Origin of the sequence: Paenibacillus agaridevorans, from assembly GCF_018604145.1 — a bacterium.
In the GTDB taxonomy this organism is placed as follows: domain Bacteria; phylum Bacillota; class Bacilli; order Paenibacillales; family Paenibacillaceae; genus Pristimantibacillus; species Pristimantibacillus agaridevorans.
Genome location: NZ_CP075889.1, coordinates 5,034,393 through 5,054,504 on the forward strand (window position 1 = coordinate 5,034,393; position 20,112 = coordinate 5,054,504).

Annotated in this window: 15 protein-coding genes and 1 pseudogene; 5 read left to right on the top strand and 11 right to left on the bottom strand. The window is 53.3% G+C overall.

Annotation, left to right across the window (positions count from 1 at the left end; translation table 11 throughout):
- Nucleotides 1-188: 188 nt before the first annotated feature.
- The 5 genes from KJW29_RS20470 to KJW29_RS20490 form a co-directional block, all read right to left on the bottom strand.
- Nucleotides 189-1,340 carry a Ger(x)C family spore germination protein gene (locus tag KJW29_RS20470; RefSeq protein ID WP_214625957.1) on the bottom strand — a complete coding sequence of 384 codons (1,152 nt, stop codon included), beginning with the start codon at nt 1,338-1,340 and terminating at the stop codon, nt 189-191.
- Nucleotides 1,340-2,809 (bottom strand): spore germination protein, encoded by a 1,470-nt coding sequence (locus KJW29_RS20475; RefSeq protein ID WP_214625958.1) that lies wholly within the window; start codon nt 2,807-2,809, stop codon nt 1,340-1,342. Before KJW29_RS20475 ends, KJW29_RS20470 begins: the two co-directional genes overlap by 1 nt.
- Nucleotides 2,806-3,903 carry a GerAB/ArcD/ProY family transporter gene (locus tag KJW29_RS20480; protein ID WP_214625959.1) on the bottom strand — a complete coding sequence of 366 codons (1,098 nt, stop codon included), beginning with the start codon at nt 3,901-3,903 and terminating at the stop codon, nt 2,806-2,808. Before KJW29_RS20480 ends, KJW29_RS20475 begins: the two co-directional genes overlap by 4 nt.
- Nucleotides 3,904-4,280: 377 nt before the next feature.
- Nucleotides 4,281-6,167 carry an ABC transporter ATP-binding protein gene (locus KJW29_RS20485; protein WP_214625960.1) on the bottom strand — a complete coding sequence of 629 codons (1,887 nt, stop codon included), beginning with the start codon at nt 6,165-6,167 and terminating at the stop codon, nt 4,281-4,283.
- Nucleotides 6,164-7,930 carry an ABC transporter ATP-binding protein gene (locus KJW29_RS20490; protein ID WP_214625961.1) on the bottom strand — a complete coding sequence of 589 codons (1,767 nt, stop codon included), beginning with the start codon at nt 7,928-7,930 and terminating at the stop codon, nt 6,164-6,166. The genes KJW29_RS20485 and KJW29_RS20490 overlap by 4 nt, the downstream gene beginning before the upstream one ends.
- A 314-nt stretch (nt 7,931-8,244) precedes the next feature.
- Here KJW29_RS20490 and KJW29_RS20495 point away from each other — a divergent pair.
- A pseudogene (locus KJW29_RS20495) lies at nt 8,245-8,742 on the top strand (transcriptional regulator); the annotation flags it as partial.
- Nucleotides 8,743-8,936: 194 nt separating this feature from the next.
- On the opposite strand, the gene KJW29_RS20500 reads toward KJW29_RS20495, so the two are convergent.
- From KJW29_RS20500 to KJW29_RS20515, 4 genes are all read right to left on the bottom strand, one after another.
- The gene (locus tag KJW29_RS20500; RefSeq protein ID WP_214625962.1) at nt 8,937-9,128 is read right to left on the bottom strand and encodes a GNAT family N-acetyltransferase; all 192 of its coding nucleotides are present in this window, start codon (nt 9,126-9,128) and stop codon (nt 8,937-8,939) included.
- A gap of 233 nt (nt 9,129-9,361) precedes the next feature.
- Nucleotides 9,362-9,559, bottom strand: coding sequence for a twin-arginine translocase TatA/TatE family subunit (locus KJW29_RS20505; protein ID WP_108995430.1), 198 nt, complete (start codon nt 9,557-9,559; stop codon nt 9,362-9,364).
- Nucleotides 9,560-9,612: 53 nt separating this feature from the next.
- Entirely contained in the window at nt 9,613-10,170 is a 558-nt protein-coding gene (locus KJW29_RS20510; RefSeq protein ID WP_087571882.1) for a RidA family protein, read from the bottom strand.
- Nucleotides 10,171-10,257: 87 nt separating this feature from the next.
- Nucleotides 10,258-11,862: a flavin monoamine oxidase family protein gene (locus KJW29_RS20515; RefSeq protein WP_214625963.1), complete on the bottom strand. Its 1,605-nt coding sequence runs from the start codon at nt 11,860-11,862 to the stop codon at nt 10,258-10,260.
- Nucleotides 11,863-12,207: 345 nt separating this feature from the next.
- Between KJW29_RS20515 and KJW29_RS20520 the strand changes: the two genes are divergently transcribed.
- Together KJW29_RS20520 and tatC are read left to right on the top strand one after the other, a co-directional pair.
- Complete coding sequence (locus KJW29_RS20520) at nt 12,208-12,453, top strand: MerR family transcriptional regulator (RefSeq protein ID WP_087571884.1); 246 nt, start codon at nt 12,208-12,210, stop codon at nt 12,451-12,453.
- Nucleotides 12,454-12,466: 13 nt separating this feature from the next.
- Nucleotides 12,467-13,210 (top strand): twin-arginine translocase subunit TatC, encoded by a 744-nt coding sequence (gene tatC, locus KJW29_RS20525; RefSeq protein ID WP_214625964.1) that lies wholly within the window; start codon nt 12,467-12,469, stop codon nt 13,208-13,210.
- Between the two features lie 100 nt (nt 13,211-13,310).
- Here the strand turns inward: tatC and wsfD are convergent, their stop codons facing one another.
- Nucleotides 13,311-14,747 carry a glycan biosynthesis hexose transferase WsfD gene (wsfD, locus tag KJW29_RS20530; RefSeq protein WP_214625965.1) on the bottom strand — a complete coding sequence of 479 codons (1,437 nt, stop codon included), beginning with the start codon at nt 14,745-14,747 and terminating at the stop codon, nt 13,311-13,313.
- Between the two features lie 151 nt (nt 14,748-14,898).
- Complete coding sequence (locus KJW29_RS20535; protein WP_214625966.1) at nt 14,899-16,635, bottom strand: ABC transporter ATP-binding protein; 1,737 nt, start codon at nt 16,633-16,635, stop codon at nt 14,899-14,901.
- A 220-nt stretch (nt 16,636-16,855) separates the two neighbouring features.
- Here KJW29_RS20535 and KJW29_RS20540 point away from each other — a divergent pair, with 220 nt between their 5' ends.
- Both KJW29_RS20540 and KJW29_RS20545 read left to right on the top strand, forming a co-directional pair.
- Nucleotides 16,856-18,301 carry an ABC transporter permease gene (locus KJW29_RS20540; protein ID WP_214625967.1) on the top strand — a complete coding sequence of 482 codons (1,446 nt, stop codon included), beginning with the start codon at nt 16,856-16,858 and terminating at the stop codon, nt 18,299-18,301.
- Nucleotides 18,302-18,498: 197 nt separating this feature from the next.
- Nucleotides 18,499-20,004, top strand: a complete 1,506-nt coding sequence (locus tag KJW29_RS20545) for an ABC transporter permease (protein WP_214625968.1) — start codon at nt 18,499-18,501, stop codon at nt 20,002-20,004.
- Nucleotides 20,005-20,112: the final 108 nt, after the last annotated feature.

Genomic DNA, 20,112 nt, shown 5'->3' on the forward strand with positions numbered 1-20,112 from the left:
TTGAATTCAGCCGAACCTTCCGGTGCTCACGTAGCTTCCACTACGCTCCGCTCCTCAGGTTCTAGCTTCATCCAATCTTCTCGGTACTGAGAACCGAACTTTTTGAACATACACTCAAATTAACCATTTCTTGTTATGCCATTTAATTCTCTCCTCTCTGCTCCCAATCCTGCTTGCTTAGAAAAACATTACGGCGGCTTGCCCTGATATTTGCCTGTGTTCGTTAGTCTTACCCTCACTACTACTTCGGCAAGTGATTTGTTCGACAACACAAACCTGTCGCCTGTTGTCTCCTTGCGGAAGCGGCTTGGATAGCTCCGGTACAGCTCCTCCATTAAACCGAAGGGATCCGATTTTTTCTTCACCCCTTCCCGGAAAGTCGTCTCTACCTCCCGGGCGATCGCTTCCTCCGCCAATTTCTCCATCTCCTTGACCGATGCCTGATCCATCATCTCCATAACGAACCCTTTCACTTTCACCTTTACCTTGAATTGGCTCCCATCGTCCTGCGGGATGACCCCAACGCTCGATCTTGGATGCGAGAACATGAGCAACGCAAGCGGTTTTCCTTCACGGCGTATAAGCAGCGGAGTACGCTCCAGATCCTCTTCGATCCACCTGAGACCATATAAGTCCTCCAAGGACATCCAGCTGGACATTCGATTGCTTCGAAAAAAATACATCCCCGTCAATCTAATCATCTTTTTAGGCTTGTCATCCTCCGTCCATTCCCCTCCATCCGTTCCGATTGAAGGTATGGCTGCCGGTTCGCCGGGCTCATTGAGATGGGCAATGACCCGATTGGCCTTAACGGGCAGTATAAACGCTTGTTTGGAGGCGGACTGCGTGCCGGTAAACATCATCGTGTATAACGGAGCCATGTTTATGATCGACTTTTGCATGAGCACGTCGCGTATATTCTGGTTCGTACCATAAACGTAGACGGTATACCGAACCTCGCGATAACGGTTAATCGCGCTGTATATATCCTGCACGCCTTTCTTGAGCGCCTCCTCCGAGATGACGACCACCTTCACATGTCCCCAGAACATGCGAAGCTGCGACGTCTCTCCCACTCTGATAAGCGCCGATGCCACGGTATCTCCTTTCCCCGAGCCAATCCAAACGGGCTTGCCGGGACCGAGATCTACTTGATCGGAGTGCGCGACCGTCGAGAAGTTGATCACCTGCGCGTAGGCGATCCATTCTCCGTTCTTGTAATCGATGCCGATTGCTGTCGCATAAGCTTGGCTTTGGATATCGGGCATAGCCGTACATGCGCCGGTGACCAGCAGCATTATCAGGACGGAGGCTGCCAGAGCTGATCTTTTCAATGTCATTAGCCGTCCCCCCTCTGATTATCCTTGTCAATCGTTTCCAGCACCACAGGCCGATTCTTCATCTTGCTCCAAGGAACGCGCAGGAAGGAAATGACGAGCTGCTTTAAGCTAAGCGGGGACAACGGAGACAGGTACGGCACGCCGAAAGGCTTCAAACTGGCCATATAGCCCAGCAGCAGCACCATGCCGAGAATAACGCCGAACAAGCCCAGGAGCGCGGACAGCAGGAAGAAGAAAAACCGCATTAAGCTTACCTGCGTGCTCAACGTCTGATTGACAAGCGTAACGCCGGATACGGCGGTAATCGCGCCAACAACGACGACGGACGGAGAGACGAGCCCCGCTCGGATCGCAGCATCTCCGATAATCAAGCCGCCGATGGACGTAAGCGTTTGTCCGATTGCGCTCGGAAGGCGGATGCCCGCTTCCCGGAATATTTCCAGGAGCATCAGCAAGAGGAACATCTCCATATGCGAAGACAGCGGGATACCGAGCCTTGTTACGGAGATCGTCGCCATAATGCGGTACGGAATCTGATCGGGATGGAACGACATCAGCCCCACCCAGATCGCAGGCAGGAAGATGGAGAGGAACAGGCTGATTCCCCTAATGATGCGCGCGAACGACACATACGTATAATTGAAGTGGGCGTCCTCCGGCGATTTTAGAATGAGGGATAATCCAGCCGGAGCGATCAGCACCATGGGCAAACCATCCACAACGATGACAATCCTTCCCGACAGAAGACTGCTCATGACGTAATCGGGACGACCTGTGAAATCCATCACCGGCAGCAGCTTAAACTTCGAATCCGACAGGTATTCCTCCAATTGGCTGATGCTGAAGATGGCATCCACGTCGATGCGTTTAAGCCGATCCTTCATCTCAGTCAGAATAGTAGGATTTAGAATGTCGCGAAAATATAGCAGCGCAATCCGGGTCTTCGAACGAGCACCCAAAAGCATATGCTCTACCTGGAATGATGGCGTTCTAAGCCGCTTGCGGATCAACGCGATGTTGACCGTAATATCCTCCACGAAGCCGTCTCGCGGACCTTTGACCGAAATTTCCGTACTGGATTCGAAAGGCGTTCGCGTCGGCTTGTCCGCAATCGCGATAAACCCGACTTCTCCCGTCGCGACGAATAACAGCAAAAGATCCCCTTGGAAGAGCACCTCCGCCAGTTCATCGGGACTCTGATCCGTTTGGACGAGCGGCAGGACGCCAGACAGCTTCTTAAAGGGATCCCCGTCCATCCCTTCCCTGTACATCCGATCCAGCTCCGGCAGGATATAGTCGCCGATATCGCTCGTACGTGCCAATCCTTCCGCATAAGCTAAGACTACCTCCACCTCCGGCTTGTCTCCGAAGCGGCAGGTTTGAAACAAAACATCGTCACTTCCACGGAACAGTTCCCTAAAGCTCTCTTCCGTCCAGCTCTTTTCCTTGCTCCCGATGTTGCTTGTCATGTCGCTTCCTCCTTGCTTTTCTTTCTTTTTGGGAACAAGGCTGCCGCCATCCACAGAAACGATAAGGGCAGCAGAACGGCCAATGAGATCGGCATGTAATACCAGGACATCCACTGGTAGAAGTCATATTCATTAATAGGGTATGTAGCGATCAACGCATAGCTGGCCATGACGGCGATAACGATGATATTTCTAACGTTCTTGCGCTTGAATCGGAACAGCTCGACAAGCAAGAAGGCCGAGAGACTGATGCGAATGCACGCGCCCGACAGCCATTGAAAAATCGACAGGAAGTCGAGGTGCTCTATATATTTGCCGATCTGGACTAGCCGCCATTGTTCGTAGGGAGAGGTCGTCTGATGCATCGCTTCCGCCGGACCGAATTCCGTAACCGCGGCCATGAGCGGTCCCATTGAGATCATCGTAGAAAACGCCACATAAAGCAGCATTTGCCAAAGCCGAGCCTTCTTCTCAAGACGGTGCTGCAGCAGCATAATGACGATAAATTCCACGAAGCCCGCGCCTGTATATACCATGCCGTTTACAACAGGCCGGAAGCCATGCTCCAGCACAGGCCGCAAGAGCGAGTAATCCTTCATCGGCGCGTTAAACGTGCTGACAAAGAAGCCCAGCGCGACGACGATGGGAAGCAGTATGCCGGATACGACCGCAATGACGGGCAGCCCCCAGAGACAGATAGCCGCGCAGAATAAAACCAGGCATCCAATGATCAGCAGCTTCGGCGTCATGGGCAAATAATTCGTAATCGTCCATGTCGAGGTATGGGCGACGGTCAATCCTCCGACCAAATACAAATGAATCGCGACCGGCGCCATAAGCGCAATAGCAGCGGGACGAGTAATTCGAGAGGACAACCAGTCCATCCAAGGCTGTTGACCCGATCGGCGCATCATCCATAAGATCAACGCAACCCACATCATAAACAATGCCCCGGATACGAGCGCCGTTATCCAGGAATCCCGTCCCGACACGTCCAGCACCATGGGGTTGACGATGACATGGCTGGCCAAGCCGTTCATAAGCGAAAACATCATAAACAATTGCACAAAGTTGATTTGTCCCGTACTTTTCATGGGTTCGCCTCCGTATCGCAGCCATCCAGATTTTAGCATCGATTAGTATAACCTCTGCCACTTTTTTCTATGCCGGTGGCCAAGATGAAACACAGAAAAAACAGCCCGCCCTCTAATGAAGGACGAGCTGCTTCGTTCACAATGTCTGTTATAGGGATTGAGCTGTCAAGCTTCCGGCCTCCACCTCTCCGCCCACCGCTCCATCTCGGCAAGAGCCGTCAGGAAGTCCGCGCAGGTGTTGCGGCGAAACAATAAAGTTTGTCCATCTCGTCCCGATAGCGCCGCTGCCTGCAGGGGCCTTCAAACCAATAGTACCCCTGCGCAAGCGCGCGAGGGGTACCTTGTGTTTTGCAGTCGTATGGTAATTAAAGCATTAGTTAACCGGCGGTCGGAATCGATGGGCCCGCCGAGAATTGACTGTTGTACAGATCCGCGTAGAAACCGCCTCGTGCCAACAGTTCCTCGTGAGTGCCTTGTTCGATAACCGTGCCTTCTTTCATGACAAGAATGAGGTCGGCGTCCCGGATTGTCGATAGTCGGTGAGCAATGACAAAGCTCGTTCGACCGGACATCAAGTGATTCATCGCCTGCTGGATTTGAATTTCGGTGCGCGTATCCACGCTGCTCGTCGCTTCGTCCAGAATGAGAATGGACGGATCCGCGAGAATCGCCCTGGCAATCGTCAGAAGCTGCTTCTGGCCTTGCGAGATGTTGGACGCCTCTTCATTAAGCACCGTATTGTAGCCTTCAGGCAGCGTGCGGATGAAATGGTCGGCATGCGCCGCTTGCGCCGCCTCGACAACTTCCTGCTCCGTCGCCCCTAACCGGCCATAAGCGATATTGTCCCTAATCGTGCCGCCGAACAGCCACGTGTCCTGCAATACCATGCCGAACAGGCTCCGAAGCTGCCCGCGCTCGAGCTCGCGGATATCGTGTCCGTCTATCGTTATCGCTCCATCGCCAACCTCGTAGAATCGCATTAACAGATTGACAAGCGTCGTCTTGCCCGCCCCGGTCGGTCCGACAATCGCGACGGTCTGACCGCTCTTGACCGAAATGTTCATGTCCTGGATGAGCGGCTTCTCCGGGTTGTAGCCGAAGCTTACACCCTGGAATTCCACCACTCCATGCGACCTGACCAATGCAGGCTGCTTGCCCTTGGTTTCCGGAGATTCCTCGGCTTCGTCCAGCAGCTCGAACACCCGCTCTGCCGAAGCCAGCGTCGATTGAATGATGTTGGCAATGTTGGCCGTCTGCGTGATCGGCATCGTGAATTGCCGGGCATATTGGATAAACGCCTGAATGTCGCCGACGGTAATCGTCCGCTGCGTCACAAGGACGCCGCCCACGACACAGATGCAGACATATCCGATGTTCCCGATAAGATTCATGACCGGCATGATGATGCCGGAGATAAATTGCGCCCGCCAGCTGGAATCATACAGCTTTTCGTTCATCGCTTCGAATTTGCTAATGGATTCCTTCTCGCGTCCGAAAGCCTTTACGATGGTATGTCCCGTGTACATTTCTTCGACGTGGCCGTTAAGATCGCCAAGCTGAGCCTGCTGGTTTTTGAAATGAACCTGGGACCGCTTCGCGATCATCGCGATCGCAATAAAGCTAAGCGGCAGCGTAAGAACAAGAATCAGCGTGAGCAGCGGACTGATCGTCAACATCATGACGATAACGCCAATCAGCGTCACGATGGATGTTATGAGCTGCGTCAGGCTTTGCTGCAAGGTGTTGCTGATGTTGTCCACGTCGTTGACGACGCGGCTTAAAATATCCCCGTTCGAGCGGGAGTCGTAAAATTTCAGCGGTAGCCTGCCCAGCTTGTCGTTCACTTCGTTTCGCAGCCGGTATACGACCTTCTGCGCGACGCCGGCCATCAGATATTGCTGCACGAAGGCGAACAACGAGCTGATCACGTAAAGTCCGGCGAGCAAGCCGAGAATTTCGACGATGCCCTGGAAGTCGATCTTCGTGCTGGTTACGATGCCCTCAAATAAAATGTCCGTCGCTCTGCCCAGAATCTTCGGGCTGAGAATCGAGAATACCGTGCTTAGAACCGCAGCCAGCAGCACGGCCAGCAAAATGAGACGGAACGGCTTCAAATAGCCGGACAACCGCTTTAGCGAGCCCTTGAAATCCCGGGCCTTCTGCCCGGGAACGCCCATTCCGGGTCCAGGGCCGAAGCCCATGGGTCTGCCGCCGGGAGGGCCCCCTCCGCGAGCGCCAGCTCCTGCATTGTTCTCTTTGCTCATGCGCTCTCCTCCTCTGACAGCTGCGAGGACACGATCTCGCGATACACGCCGCTAGTCTCCATCAGTTCCTTATGCGTGCCAATGCCCGCGATTCGGCCTTCGTCCAACACGATAATGCGATCCGCGTCCATAACGGTGCTGACTCTCTGCGCGACGATTAATACCGCCGCATCCGCCGTCTCCGCCCGCAAAGCGCTTCGTAGCTTCGCGTCCGTCTTGTAATCGAGCGCGGAGAAGCTGTCGTCGAACAGGTACACCTCCGGCTTTCGCACCAGCGCGCGTGCGATGGATAGCCGCTGCTTCTGCCCGCCGGATACGTTCGTCCCGCCCTGCGACAGTACGGAATCGAAGCCATCCGGCATCGCCGACACGAAGTCGAGCGCCTGCGCGATTTCCGCCGCCCTGCGTATCTCTTCGTCGGTCGCATCCTCCTTGCCGTAGCGGATATTCTCCGCGACCGTTCCCGAAAACAACACCGCCTTCTGCGGAACAAGCGCAATTCGTTCGCGGAGCTCTTCTTGCGTCCATTCCCTGACATCCTTGCCACCGACGCGGACGCAACCGCCCGCTACATCAAAAAACCTCGGAATTAAATGGATAAGGGTGGACTTCCCGGAGCCTGTTCCGCCGATGATCGCCGTTATTTCTCCACGGCCAGCTTGGAACGAAATGTCGGATAAAGCCGGCATCTCGGCGCCCGGATAACTGAAGCTGACCTTGATGAATTCCACAACGCCGCCAATCCCGGGCGATGCTTCCTTTGCGTCGCCCACAGAGACTGCCTGGGCTGTTGTCGACACATTGTCTATATCCGTCACCGACGGCTCAAGCTCCAGCACCTCGTTAATACGAGCCGCGGATGCAGCCGCTCTTGGAACCATAACGAACATCATGGAGAACATGAGCAGCGAGAACATGATCTGCATCGCGTATTGAATGAACGCCATAAGGTCGCCTACGCCCATCGCTCCGTTATCGATACGCAGACCGCCGAAGTAAACAATCGCGATCGTGGACAAGTTCATGATCAGCATCATGACCGGCATCATAACCGCCATAATCTGATTCACCTTGATCGATGTCTGCATAAGATCGGCGTTGGCCTCCGTAAATCGCTCGTTCTCGTGTGCCGTGCGGTTGAACGAACGAATGACGCGGATGCCCGTCAGCCCTTCGCGCAGCACAAGGTTCAGCCGGTCCAACTTCTTCTGGATCGCCTTGAAGTACGGCATCCCCTTCGACGTAATGAGCCAGATCGCTCCCGCAAGAACCGGCAACGCCACCAGAAGCACAAGCGTAAGCTCGGCATCCTTGTACAGCGCCATAATGATGCCCCCGATGCACATCATCGGCGCCATGACCATGAGGCGAAGCATCATCATAAGAACTTGCTGCACCTGGTTAATGTCGTTCGTCGTACGGGTGATAAGCGAAGCCGTGCCGATTCGATCGAATTCCTGCAGCGAGAAGTGCTCGGCATGCTGGAATACCTTGCCTCTCACGATCCGTCCGAAGCCGGACGAAATCTTAGAGGCATAAAGACTTGCTAGAATCGAGACTGTGGTCCCCAGCAGCGTAATGAGCAGCATGTAGCCGCCCATCCGCCAAATAAACGGCTTGTCTCCTTCAATGACACCCCTGTTGACGATATCCGCCATCAAGGTCGGCAAGTACAGCTCCGATAACGACTGAATCAGAATAAGCGTCATGACCAGTGCAATCGCGACCCGATACGGCCGTAAAAATCGGAACAATCGCAGCATCCTCCTACACCATCCCCTAAGCTCGGTATGTGCCCGTTCCATGAGAAACGAGGCGACTATCATGCCAATATTTTAGTAGTAAACAAATCTTCTCCTATTATATCGGTTCCGCTCCAAGAAATTCAATGTGTCTGCCGAAACCAACCGTTCGCCCCGTCCGGCCTTATCCCCACGCGCCACCATAACGCATACCTCGGCCGCTAACGGACATACACAACTCTATTTCTCGTAAAATGACTCCATTCGAAATCTTACGGACACAGGAAACACTATTCTAGTCATTCTCGCTATTTCTCCGACTCAAACCTGCCAATGATCATTTGCACGCGGAATGGGAGGTGCGCGATTTCCATAACGGTTACCGCTACATCGATCTGGCCTATATGCCGGGCGATGCCAAGGGGGCTATCGAGATTCAAGGCTACGGTCCGCATGCAAGGGATCTGGACGTGAGGCGGTTCAAGGATTTGTGCTGGCGTCACAGTTTAATGGCACTGGACGGCTGGCCCTTCCTGCCGATCGCTTATCCTTCAATAAAAGAAGAAACGAGCAGGTGTCAGCAGCTGATTCTCTCTTTTATCGGTTTGTTTGTTGCCGCCAACACGACGCCAAATATGGGTTACCTGGAGGCTGAGACCTTGCGTTATGCACGTCGGCTGCTACGACCTTTCACGCCAACCGATCTCGCTTCGCATCTATGCGTCTCCAATCGTCACGCCAATCGGATCCTCAACCACCTCGTGCAGCTAGATGCATTGGACGTTGCCAGCGGAAATCTCAGATACCGCGCGTTTCGCTTACGGACAGATTAAACCTTATTTTGCCGATAACCATCAGCTTGAAAAACTAATGGACACAAACGACGCTATTTCATAAATTCCAGCCCGAAAAAGGCTAAAAGCTATGAAATAGCGTTTCGCTTGTCCGTTACATTTGCCAAATCGCCGAATTGAACAAAATAGCGTCTCTCTTGTCTGTTACATCGCAAAAAAAAGTACTTCCCGGTTCAAATGAACGACAAGTAACATCGTTCCATAATCACATAATCCTTGCCGCTTTTGCTGAAGGCGGAGCCTGTGGCGCGCAATCCGAATTTCTCGTAAAACGCGACCTTGTTGACTCTCGCATTGCAGTAGATCCGCTTAACGCCCGCCCTCTCTGCTTCACCGATCACATAGCTCAAAAGTCGGCTTCCCAATTTCCTTACAACCCTTCGATAAGTTCCGAATCATTCCTTACATTTTTATCACATAGCCGCTCATCCGCTTAATACTCCCAAACCAGTCGAATTCGAGCCAAAAAAAGAGCCGCCCCCCTATGAAAGAGGCGACAGCTCTCCTATGACCTGACTCGGTAAACCACGCGGACGATAGCCCGCCCTCTACGCTCGGCTTTGACGCTTCGCAACGCATTGTCTCAGCGTATCACCGACTACCCTTTGGCAGCCTCCTTAGGCGTCTCGATCACATCGTCCTTCGTGTCGGAGACCAGCTCCTTGGCCGAAGACTTGAACTCATGCAACGTCCGGCCCACTGCGCGCCCCAACTCCGGGAGCTTGGACGGACCGAATATGATGAGCACCACGACCAAAATCATCAACAATCCCGGGAATCCGATATTTTGAAGCATAGGAACATTCCCCTTCCTGATTCTATTTTATTGTTTCCCGCAACCTCGTAGAGCTAGTCCCTATTATGAGGGATGGGATACGCCGCCACCGCTTCGATCTCGATCAGCCAGTCCGAATTGACGAGACCCGCCACGCCGACCGTCGAGCGGGCCGTCTTGATCGGATTCTCCTTTGTGTTGAAAAACTTCGCATACGCGTTGAACCACCCCGTATAGTCGAATTTGCCGTCCAGCGCCGCGTCCGGCGTCACGTACACGCGCAGATAGATGACGTCCTTCAGGGACAAACCTTGGTCGATTAACTGTTTCTCGATATTTTTGAGAATGCCCTCGGCCTGCTTCTCCGTATTGCCGTAGCGCTCATAGACGGTTTTGCCGTCCTTGTTGAGCAGAGGAGGCACCGTGCCGCTTGTAGAGAAAGTCGCCGACCCAGCCGGCAGAGCCACCGCGTTAGAGATGGAAGAGCTGGGGCTGCCGTAGAACTCCGGCTCGTTAATCGGCGTTAGCGGCAATTTGTTCGGCGTAACCGCCGCCGCGTACACGGAAGCCCCGATAAAACACGATAAAATCGCCGTTCCCGCCAATACTTTGACGTTTCGTTTGATCGCCATGTCCAATCATTCCCTCCATTAATAAATGACGAATAAGTTCAGCCCTTTTGCGCGATCGCAATCATTTATGCCGTCATAACGGTAACCTTATTCCTTCATCACGCGTTCCGCGATGTCGGTGACGACGGCCCGCGCAGACTCGATGCCGCCGGCCATCCAGGCCGTTATGTAGCTGATATGCTCGCCCGCCAGGTAAACTCTGCGATCCGGCTTGCACAGCGTCGGATACAACGTTGACCGTTGATCGCCCGAATAAGATACCCAGCCGCCTTCGTTATACTTGATTTTCTTCCAATCGACGGAGAAGGAAGCCTCGAACTCCTTATGGTACTGCGGATGAATCTTCGCGCCTTGAGCCAGCGCGTGCGCTTCCCGCTCCTGATAGGACATCGCGCCAAGCTTGTCCGCGCTGCCGCCGAAAGCATAGTAGCCAAGCAGCAACCCTTTTTTGTCCATATAGCCGGTTGGAGGGTAATAGATGGAGGAGATGTCCATGTTGGTCAACGTGTTGCCGCCGTAGATGCCCTCGTCTTCCTCCCAGAAGCGGCGTTTGAATTGCAGTCCGATTTTGCCCGCGGAGGCATAACCGACGCTGTTTATCGCTTTTTTCATATCCGGCGAGAAGTCCGCCTTAATGCCCTTGAGCACCGATAGCGGGATCGTGCAAATACAGAAGTCGCCCTCCAGCTTCTGAGTAGCGCCCGTGGCCAAGTTCTTATAGGAGACCGTAACGCCTTTGTCGCTTTGCTTGATCTCGGACACCTCGGAGTGAAAGCGGATCTTGCCCTTCAGCCGTTTCTCGAACGCCTGCGGAATGGCGTCCATGCCGCCAACGGGGTGGAACATCATCATCTGCTGGTCGTAACCGTATTCGCTGCTGAGATAGTTCCCGAAGCCTGAATTCAGAATCGCCTTCATGCTGAACGGATCGCGAATGACGCCAGCGTCGAGACGCGCGCCCGGCTCGTCCTTGTAACCGCCCCTCGAAGACCCCTTGTAAAATAAATCCGCATCCAGTCCGCCCTCCGACCGGAGGTACGCCACAAGTTTTTCCTTCTCCTCGGCCGTCAGGGGCATGTCCAGCGCGTTCTGCTTCACGGCTTTCGCCATCAACTCGCTCACGTACCCGCGTACGTCGGCTTTCGCTTCGCGCTTGCGAACCTTCTTGCCCGACAGCTCCCCAACATTCTCGTTGTAGTAGTAGGCGTGGTCGTTGACGTTGCCGAACGGCTCGATGGAAATGCCGAACTTCCGGATGTATTCCATCGTGACATGGAACTGCGGTATGCGCATGGGTCCCGCGTTCAGATACAGACCGTCCGCGAATCTGGCCACTTGCTTCGCCGCGCCGATCTCGGTCACCGTCGTCCCCCTGCGCACGGACCAGATTCGGCCTCCGGATCGAGCCCGCGCTTCCAGAATGGTACAGTCGAATCCGGCTTGGCCTAGCTCGTACGCTGCGGTCATGCCCGCGATACCGGCTCCGAGGATGACGACTTTTTTGCCGCTGCGTCCGCTCAGATTCAGCGCGTTCGCATCGGGCGGCTCGTAATCCGCCGCTTTCAACGTCTCCGGCGACAACAGTCCCAGCGTACCCATGACGCTAAATACCGCGGCCCCGCCACCGATCTTGCCTACCGCGCTAAGAAATTGCCGCCTGGACATTTCATTTGGCGCTTTGGTCGATTCCATTCCGCTCCACTCCCATTCTTCAGCATCGATGTGCTTGGTTTACCACACAACGTCAAGATAACATGCCGGGATTGAGAGACTCTATTTTTATGTCAGAAATACTTACATAAATGTTTTTTAAGATTCTCTTTTGTCTGATAAACTTCGTAAATATAGGCTGTTTCTCCCACGTCAATATCTCTCACTCTTGTATAACGGGTTGGAATAGTTCATCGAGACCATTGTCAAACAGGTTGCCGATTGTTAAAATCTCTCCCAAACGAAATAAATGTTAGTTTATCTAACCCAATTCTGCCACGAAATTCAGCATCCAACATTCTTTGCAATGAACCAGGAGGCGAGAGCATGAGCAAAAAGGTGATAGGGATTGGCATGGTCAGAGAATTGACGGGGCTTACGGAGAGGCAAATCCGGTATTACGAGGATCGACAGCTCATCTTTCCGGAACGAACACCGGGCGGTGCTCGAAAGTTCTCGTTCGAGGATGTGGAGCAATTGAAGGAGATCGACCGGAAGCTGCGAGACGGCTTCCATACGTTCGAGTTACGCAAAACTTTTTTGTCCGGCGCCCCACGCTCGCTGGAAACCTAGAGGAGGCTGTGTAATGTTATCGCCGACAATCATGACTTTCCTGGAGCACTTGGCTCAGCTGCGCAAACAAATTATCGCAATCGCCATTGTATTCGTATTATGCACCGTCGCCGGACTCGTCGTCGCGCCATACATTTTCGACGCTATCAAAAATGCGCCTCCGGCGTCATCGATGGACTGGAACACATTTTCCCCCTTTGACGGCGTTCGCATCTATATGGTTATCGCGATGTCCGTCGCGCTTGTGTTGACGCTGCCCGTTGCGCTATTACTGATTTGGAACTTCGTGAAAAAGGGAATGTATCCGCACGAACGGTCGGCGGCGCTTCGTTATATCCCTTACAGCGTGTTTTGCCTGCTGGTCGGCCTTGCTTTCGGTTATTTCGTCGTTTTGCCCATGAGCTTCTCGTTCGTCACAGGCATCTCGGAGAAGCTGCAGCTAACGGAGACGTATGGGGTCGCTCAATACTTTGGTTTCATGATGAATATCGTGCTGCCCGTTGGCGCGGCCTTCGAGCTCCCGATTGTCGTCATGTTCCTCACCCGTATCGGCCTGTTGTCGCCCGACCGGCTGCGCCGTTCCAGACGGTACGCCTATCTCGTTCTTGTCGTCGTCTCCAATCTGATGACGCCGCCCGACATCGTATCCGACTTTCTGCTCCTCATCCCGCTCATCCTGCTATTCGAGATCAGCGTTTGGCTATCCAAGTCCGTGTACCGAAAACGGGTTGCCGCAACGGAAGCCATGGCTTCTTGATTGGGACAAGCGCTTCTGCCGGCGGTACGCAAACAAGACCCTGCCAGAAACAACCGAACTCGTCCGGTCTGTTTCTGGCAAGGGTCTTGTTAAGGCTTGCTTATTGGCCTGTATGCCCAAATTCTCGTACTTGCTTGCGAATCCGATATATCGCCCAGACAACGGACGACACGACCATGGCATCAAAGCAGACGTTAAACAAAAAAAGATGTTTGCCCATGTCGGCCTGCCCATCGCCCAATATCGGGATAAGGAAAGCGAATATGCCGGTAAGCGCCAGCAGCAGGAACAGCTCTGCCTTGATTCGCGATCCAAGCGCCCGCGCCTTGAACCATTCCAGGCAGGCAACAGCCATATATGCCGCAAAAAAGGCAACGACAAACCATAACTCGTTCGGAACGTATCGATGCTTGAATTCGCTCCACCCGCTAAAGCGAAACGAAAGCGCCCCTCGCTCCTTCCCTTCCGACTTCTCGTAGTTGCCAAGATAATAAGGTCGGATGCTCATGCCGTTCTCTGCCGCATACGCCATCTTCTCTACCAATCGGCCGGGATGGCTCAAATAGAAGCCCAGCACATCGAAATGCGAAATCCGGTCGTAGAAGTCCTCTTTCAAGGAAGGATCGTTCTGCGGAATCGCCGTCCCTGCCTGAAAATAATTCGTGCCCGCCAGTACGGACAATCGCTGCGGCAGCCCCAGCTTGTCCAGATCGCCTTCGACGTCGGGCGAGTTATTCAATATGCCGAAAAACACGGTCTGATAAATATTAATGTCCTTAAAATCTTTGGGAGCCGCGACATACATCGTCACGGACGCCAACACGGTAAACGCGGACAACCCGACTATCCACGTCCGTATTCGTCTCCCTTTGTCGCCAAGTCCGATATATCTAAGCCCCAGCAGGGCAAATCCGATTCCGATCGGCGCATTCTGCGTCTTTGAGCAAGTCAAAAACAGCACCGACGCGTAGAAGAGCAGCAGCAGCGGGACTGTCGGTTGTTCCGATCTTGCCAACTTCAGCCCGAATCCGATCGAGAGTAGCAAGAAAACGAATGAAACAGGTTCCCCGAATAATGAATTGAAATAAGCCAAGTAGCCGACGTCGGCAAAAACAAATACCATCAGCAGAGCAAGCAGCGCCGAAACAATTCGAAACTCCGTACGTACGGCCGTTATCGCAACATACCCTGCAACCAGTAACAGCGCGGTGTAGATGCCTCCCAAAATGCGAATATCGAAGGCTTCGCCGTTCGCAATTCCCCCTATCAATCTCGCAAGGACAACCAATAGAATTTGCGTAGAAGGATAGAATCCCCGAAGAAACCCGTCATAGGCGAATAAGGCATGGGCATAACCAAAAAAACGATCCTCGTAAGACTCTCCCGCATCGTAATAATTTAACCCCGCCGTCCCCATAATTCGCAAAAAATCGCCGTTGTCCGCCACCCCGATAAATGGACCCGCAAACAACAGCACGATTGCAACAATTCCTGCGGCGGCAACGTACAGCCACTCCGCCTTTAACCATTTCCCCATGCGGCACATCCTAATCATTAAAATCATATACCTAAATTTCCCATTCAAGTCTAACACAAAAAAGTCGTTTCTCAAACCCAAAAACGCTATTTCCCCATTGCAGCCCGGATTGCGCTGCCAGTAGAAGAAATAGCGTCCAGCGTCCATCTGTTCAAGCCCTCGCTACCGCTACCCAATGCCCCCTCGACACTTCCACGAACTGCGAGGTGTCCAGTCCATACGGGTCCGCCTTGGATGCTTCCCGATTGACAACAAGCTTCTTCTGCGACTCCACCTTCGGATCCGGCACCGGGATGGCGGCCAGCAGCGTCTTCGTATAATCGTGAAGCGGATTGGTATACAGCTCCTCGCTCTCCGCCAGCTCCACGATCTTGCCCTTGTACATGACGGCGACCCGGTCGCTGATATGCTTCACCATGGACAAGTCATGGGCGATAAACAGATAGGTCAGACCCAGCCGCTGCTGAAGCTCTTCGAGCAGCTTCACGACCTGGGCCTGGATGGATACATCCAGCGCGGATAACGGCTCGTCGCAGACGATGAAGTCCGGCTCGACGGCAAGGGTGCGGGCGATGCCGATCCGCTGCCGCTGGCCGCCCGAGAATTCGTGCGGGTAACGCATGGCATGCGAGGCGTTTAATCCTACCATGTCGAGCAGTTCCTCGATCCGCTTTTGACGGACAGCCTTTCCTTCATGCATGCCGTGCACATCAAGCGCCTCGCCGATAATATCGGCGACGCGGAGCCTTGGGTTCAGCGAAGCATAAGGATCCTGGAAGATCATTCCCATATGACGGCGCATCCTCTTCATCTCTCCGCGATTTAACTGTTGGAGCGGAATGCCGCGATACAGCACCTCGCCGCCCGTCGCTTCGTTGAGCCGCAAAATCGTACGGCCCGTCGTCGATTTGCCGCTGCCCGATTCCCCTACGACGCCAAGCGTCTCCCCCGCGTGAACATCGAAGCTGATGTTGTTGACGGCCTTAAGAACCTGTCCCTTGCCGAGATCGAAGTGCTGGCGCAGCGACTTCACCTGCAGGAGCGGCACATCGTCTTTCTCGCGCTTCACAAGAGGAGCGAGCTTCGGCTTCTTCTTTTCGTCGAGACGCGGCAGCGCGTTGAGCAGTCGAATCGTATAGGGATGCTTCGGATTCGCAAAGAGCTCCTCTGTCGTTGCCGTCTCCACAATCTCGCCGTCCTTCATAACAACGACGCGGTCGCACATGCCGGCGACAACGCCCAGATCATGCGTGATTAATATAATGGACGTGCCGAGCTCCTGCTGCAATTGCTTCATCTGATTCAGAATCTGTGCCTGAATCGTAACATCGAGTGCCGTCGTAGGCTCGTCCGCGATAAGCAGCGAAGGCCGGCAGGCCAGCGCGATGGCGATCATGACACGCTGACGCATCCCGCCGGAGAATTCGTGCGGATATTGCGAATAACGAGTCTCGGCGTTCGGTATCCCTACCTTCCGAAGCATCTCGATCGCTTCATTCCGTGCTGCCGACTTGTTCATTCTGCGGTGCTTGATGAGACTTTCCTCGATCTGCTTGCCGATTCGCATCGTCGGATTGAGGGACGACATCGGATCCTGGAAAATCATGCCGATCTCCTTGCCTCGGATCGCTTCCATCTCCGAATCGCTTTTGTCCGCCAGATTCATCCCCTGGAACAGGACCTCTCCGCCCTTCACGATAGAAGGGGGCGACGGCAGCAAACGCATAATCGTGCGCGCCGTGACGCTCTTGCCGCTGCCGGATTCTCCGACGATTCCCAGCGTTTCGCCCTTGCGCAGCTCGAAGCTGACGCCGCGAACCGCCTCCACTTCTTTATCTCTTACATAGAAAGAAACCGATAAATCCTTGACTTGCAGCAACTCATCCATGATGTCACCTTTTTTTATTTATTTTTCGCGGGTCGCGCATCTTTTCTGTTTTGTTGCAAATAGCTATAATAAATAATATATGAAATTTTTATTTCAAGCTATTATTTCATTCCATTAGTATCTAATTGAAATTTTATTGACTTTTCGTAACCCTTAAAATAAAATCTACTATATCGATCGGAATTATGCAAATTAAAATAGATTAAAGGAGCGGAATAGTTTGACTGGCGATGCTGCTGCAACGGGATACGGCTTCATTGATCGTATTGCCTCCATCTATAATAAACTGTTCGTTAACCCTGCCTATCGCCCCTTGTTGCTGTTGCTCGGAGCGCCGATCACGTTGATCCTGTTCGGAGTTTACCAATACCGTAAAACAAGAGACGGCTCGACCAGGCGAAAGCAAGAAATTCGCTCCGAGCTGACGGCTGCCGGAATGAAAGAGCAATTGCTGGCGGAGGCGATTGACCGGCTCTCGCGCAAGCACCGTTTCTTCGGGCAGTCCGTTACGAAGGACCAGCTTAACGCCGAAGCGGAACGATTGGCGGAAGCCAAACTTAACGTTCTTGTCGAAGAGCGGATCCATGAAACCTCCGCCGCCGGGCATTCGCAGGGGCAATTAACTTTCTCGGAAACCTATCGCGAGCTTATGGGTTATCCTCTCTTCGCCGCCCTTACGTTCGTGCTGGGTCTTCCCATGTATGTCCTGATGGCCGTTTATGCTAACCCTTATGCGAAATACATCGCCGAACGGCTGTTTATGGCATTGTTCGTCATTCTGGGCGTCGCTTTCCTTGTCTTCACCATCCTGTACATCTCGCCCATGAGTCCCGCCGCCAATATCCTTGGCGAAACGGCCACTGATGAGCAGATTACCGCTTTTAATCGTCTATACGGGTTGGACCAGCCTTATCTTGTCCAATTATGGAACACGATTAGAGATATCTTTACCTTCGATCTCGGTCGTTCATTCGCCGGCAATGAAGACGTAACGGTATCCATCGCGAACAAGTTCCCGGTCACGTTGACGTTAACGCTGATCTCCACAGTGATCGCCGTTATTATCGCCTTGCCTATCGGCATTATATCGGCGACAAGGCCGAATTCTTTTTTTGACTATACGTTTATGTTCATTGCGTTGCTCGGACTGTCCATCCCGAATTTCTGGCAAGGATTGATTTTCATCTTGAACTTCTCAATCAATTGGTCCTGGCTGCCGGCAACCTATAATCCAAACAACTGGCTTTCTGCGATCATGCCAATCGTCGTGCTTGGTACCGGATTGACTGCAGCGGTTGCGCGAATGACGCGCTCCTCCACGCTGGAAGTCATTCACGAGGACTATATTATTACGGCTCGGGCCAAGGGTCTTGCTCGCCGCAACGTATTATGGAAGCATGCCGTCGGCAATGCGCTGATTCCCATCATCACTGTCATCGGCCTTCAATTCGGCGGTATGCTTGGCGGAGCGGCCGTTACGGAGAAGGTATTCAATATTAACGGAATCGGCAGCTACATCGTCGACAAGCAGTTCATTCCGGATATTCCGGCCATCATGGGCGGCGTCGTCTACACGGCTATTACGATCTCGATCGTCAACGTCATCGTTGACCTGATGTACGCGTTCTTCGATCCGCGAATCCGATCCAAGATGAAACAATATTAAACTGTGAGTTCAAAAAGTTCGGTTCTCAGTACCGAGAAGATTGAAGGCGGCTAGAAACTGAGTAGCGGAGCGTAGCAGAGCTACGTGAGCAACGGAAGGTTCGGCTGCATTCAATATTCGATGTCGAGTAGGCCTCAAGGAATACTTCGTAATGGGAAGCGGACTTTTTGAACAACCTCTTAAAGGGTGCTTATAGGATGAATATTACTTTGACTAAACAAGAGCTCAACTTCCGGCTGAAGTCGGCGCCCGAGTATGGACAAGCCAGCTTTGCGGGCATCATTACGCTCGCGCTGGGACTTGTTCTTCTACTGAACAGTTATGTGCCTGATGAAGGTGCTTTCCGTCCTGCCGTTCTGGCCGTTGGTGTCGCCTATCTCGTCTTCGCGGCCCTGCAATTTGTCGTTTGGCTGCTCATTCGCCGCAATCTGATTGCCATAGGCGAGATCACTGCCGGTACCCGAATAATGGGCTACTTGCTGATGCTTAGCTTGTTCACTGCTAACGTATTCGCAGCCACCGCAGCGTTCCAGCTTGTCAAGAAGCGCAAGACGGCGGCTTACACGCTAGCGGTGTATACACTGCTTACGACCTTGCTCGTATTCGCCGTATCGTCGCTGAACCTGTTCAAGCCCTATGTGTCGAACGGCTTCCTGCCCGGCATGTTCCTTCTGCTGGTATCGGCCGTCGTCCAGCTCGTTGCGCTGCTTCTCATCGCCAAATCCGCGAACGGGACCAAGCTTCCCCGCTGGATGTGGGGCGTAGCCTTGATCCTGATCGCCACCGCCGCTACGGGCAACCTGTTCGCCTTGTTCCTTGGCCTGCTCCTGATCTCGAAGCTTCGCGACAAGGGTTATACGTCCGGCTCCAAGGTTGGCGATATTATCGACCGTTTGTCCCGAAGCTCGACTTCGATGTTGGGCCTGCTCTTTATTTTGTTCCTGCTCGCTTTGTCCATCAGCAGCTACCTGACCTTCGATTACGGCATGGCTATCGATAATAATTATGCAGCGATCTTCCAGCCTCCGAGCTTGGAATACCCGCTGGGAACGGATAACTTCGGACGCGATCTATTCTCGCGCATCGTATTCGGCGCCCGGATCTCGCTTGTCGTAGGCTTGCTGTCCACGCTCATCCCCGTCATTATCGGCGGAGCGCTTGGCGCAATCTCCGGCTACTACGGCCGTCAAACGGACAATATAATTATGCGGGCTCTGGATATTCTGTATGCGATTCCCGGCATCCTGCTGGCTATTGCCATTATCGCTGCTTTCGGCGCCAGCACGACCAACCTCATACTGGCGCTTAGCATCGGCGCAATTCCGACCTACGCCAGGACGATGAGGGCAAACGTCATGCTGGTATCTACGCTGGAATATGTACAAGCCGCAAGAGCCTTCGGCTCCAGCGATCTAACGATTCTGTTCAAGCATATCGTCCCGAATTCGCTGGCGCCGATGATCGTAAAGTCCACGTTGACAATCGGTACGGCCGTTATCTCGACGAGCAGCCTAAGTTTCCTGGGTCTCGGCGTAGAGCCGCATATTCCGGAATGGGGCAACATACTGAAGCTGGGCAGCGCCTACCTGGAGACCCATTCCTATACGGCGATCTACCCTGGCCTGGCGATTATCGCCCTCGTGCTGTCGTTTAACTTCCTTGGCGACGGCCTGCGCGACGCGCTGGATCCGAAGCTGGATTAGAAAAACGCCAAAGTCTTATTCCTTGTCGTAACCTCATTCATATTCCATCGACTTCTATGTTTCGATACCATGACTGGACGATGAATGAATGTGAGTTAACATATACAA

What these genes read in the sequence shown, in the direction of transcription:
- KJW29_RS20545 (WP_214625968.1), top strand. Translation starts at nt 18,499, where the DNA reads ATGAATATTACTTTGACTAAACAAGAGCTCAACTTCCGGCTGAAGTCG.
- KJW29_RS20485 (WP_214625960.1), bottom strand. Translation starts at nt 6,167, where the DNA reads ATGAGCAAAGAGAACAATGCAGGAGCTGGCGCTCGCGGAGGGGGCCCT.
- KJW29_RS20535 (WP_214625966.1), bottom strand. Translation starts at nt 16,635, where the DNA reads ATGGATGAGTTGCTGCAAGTCAAGGATTTATCGGTTTCTTTCTATGTA.
- wsfD (WP_214625965.1), bottom strand. Translation starts at nt 14,747, where the DNA reads ATGGGGAAATGGTTAAAGGCGGAGTGGCTGTACGTTGCCGCCGCAGGA.
- tatC (WP_214625964.1), top strand. Translation starts at nt 12,467, where the DNA reads ATGTTATCGCCGACAATCATGACTTTCCTGGAGCACTTGGCTCAGCTG.
- KJW29_RS20475 (WP_214625958.1), bottom strand. Translation starts at nt 2,809, where the DNA reads ATGACAAGCAACATCGGGAGCAAGGAAAAGAGCTGGACGGAAGAGAGC.
- KJW29_RS20470 (WP_214625957.1), bottom strand. Translation starts at nt 1,340, where the DNA reads ATGACATTGAAAAGATCAGCTCTGGCAGCCTCCGTCCTGATAATGCTG.
- KJW29_RS20490 (WP_214625961.1), bottom strand. Translation starts at nt 7,930, where the DNA reads ATGCTGCGATTGTTCCGATTTTTACGGCCGTATCGGGTCGCGATTGCA.
- KJW29_RS20515 (WP_214625963.1), bottom strand. Translation starts at nt 11,862, where the DNA reads ATGGAATCGACCAAAGCGCCAAATGAAATGTCCAGGCGGCAATTTCTT.
- KJW29_RS20505 (WP_108995430.1), bottom strand. Translation starts at nt 9,559, where the DNA reads ATGCTTCAAAATATCGGATTCCCGGGATTGTTGATGATTTTGGTCGTG.
- KJW29_RS20480 (WP_214625959.1), bottom strand. Translation starts at nt 3,903, where the DNA reads ATGAAAAGTACGGGACAAATCAACTTTGTGCAATTGTTTATGATGTTT.
- KJW29_RS20520 (WP_087571884.1), top strand. Translation starts at nt 12,208, where the DNA reads ATGAGCAAAAAGGTGATAGGGATTGGCATGGTCAGAGAATTGACGGGG.
- KJW29_RS20510 (WP_087571882.1), bottom strand. Translation starts at nt 10,170, where the DNA reads ATGGCGATCAAACGAAACGTCAAAGTATTGGCGGGAACGGCGATTTTA.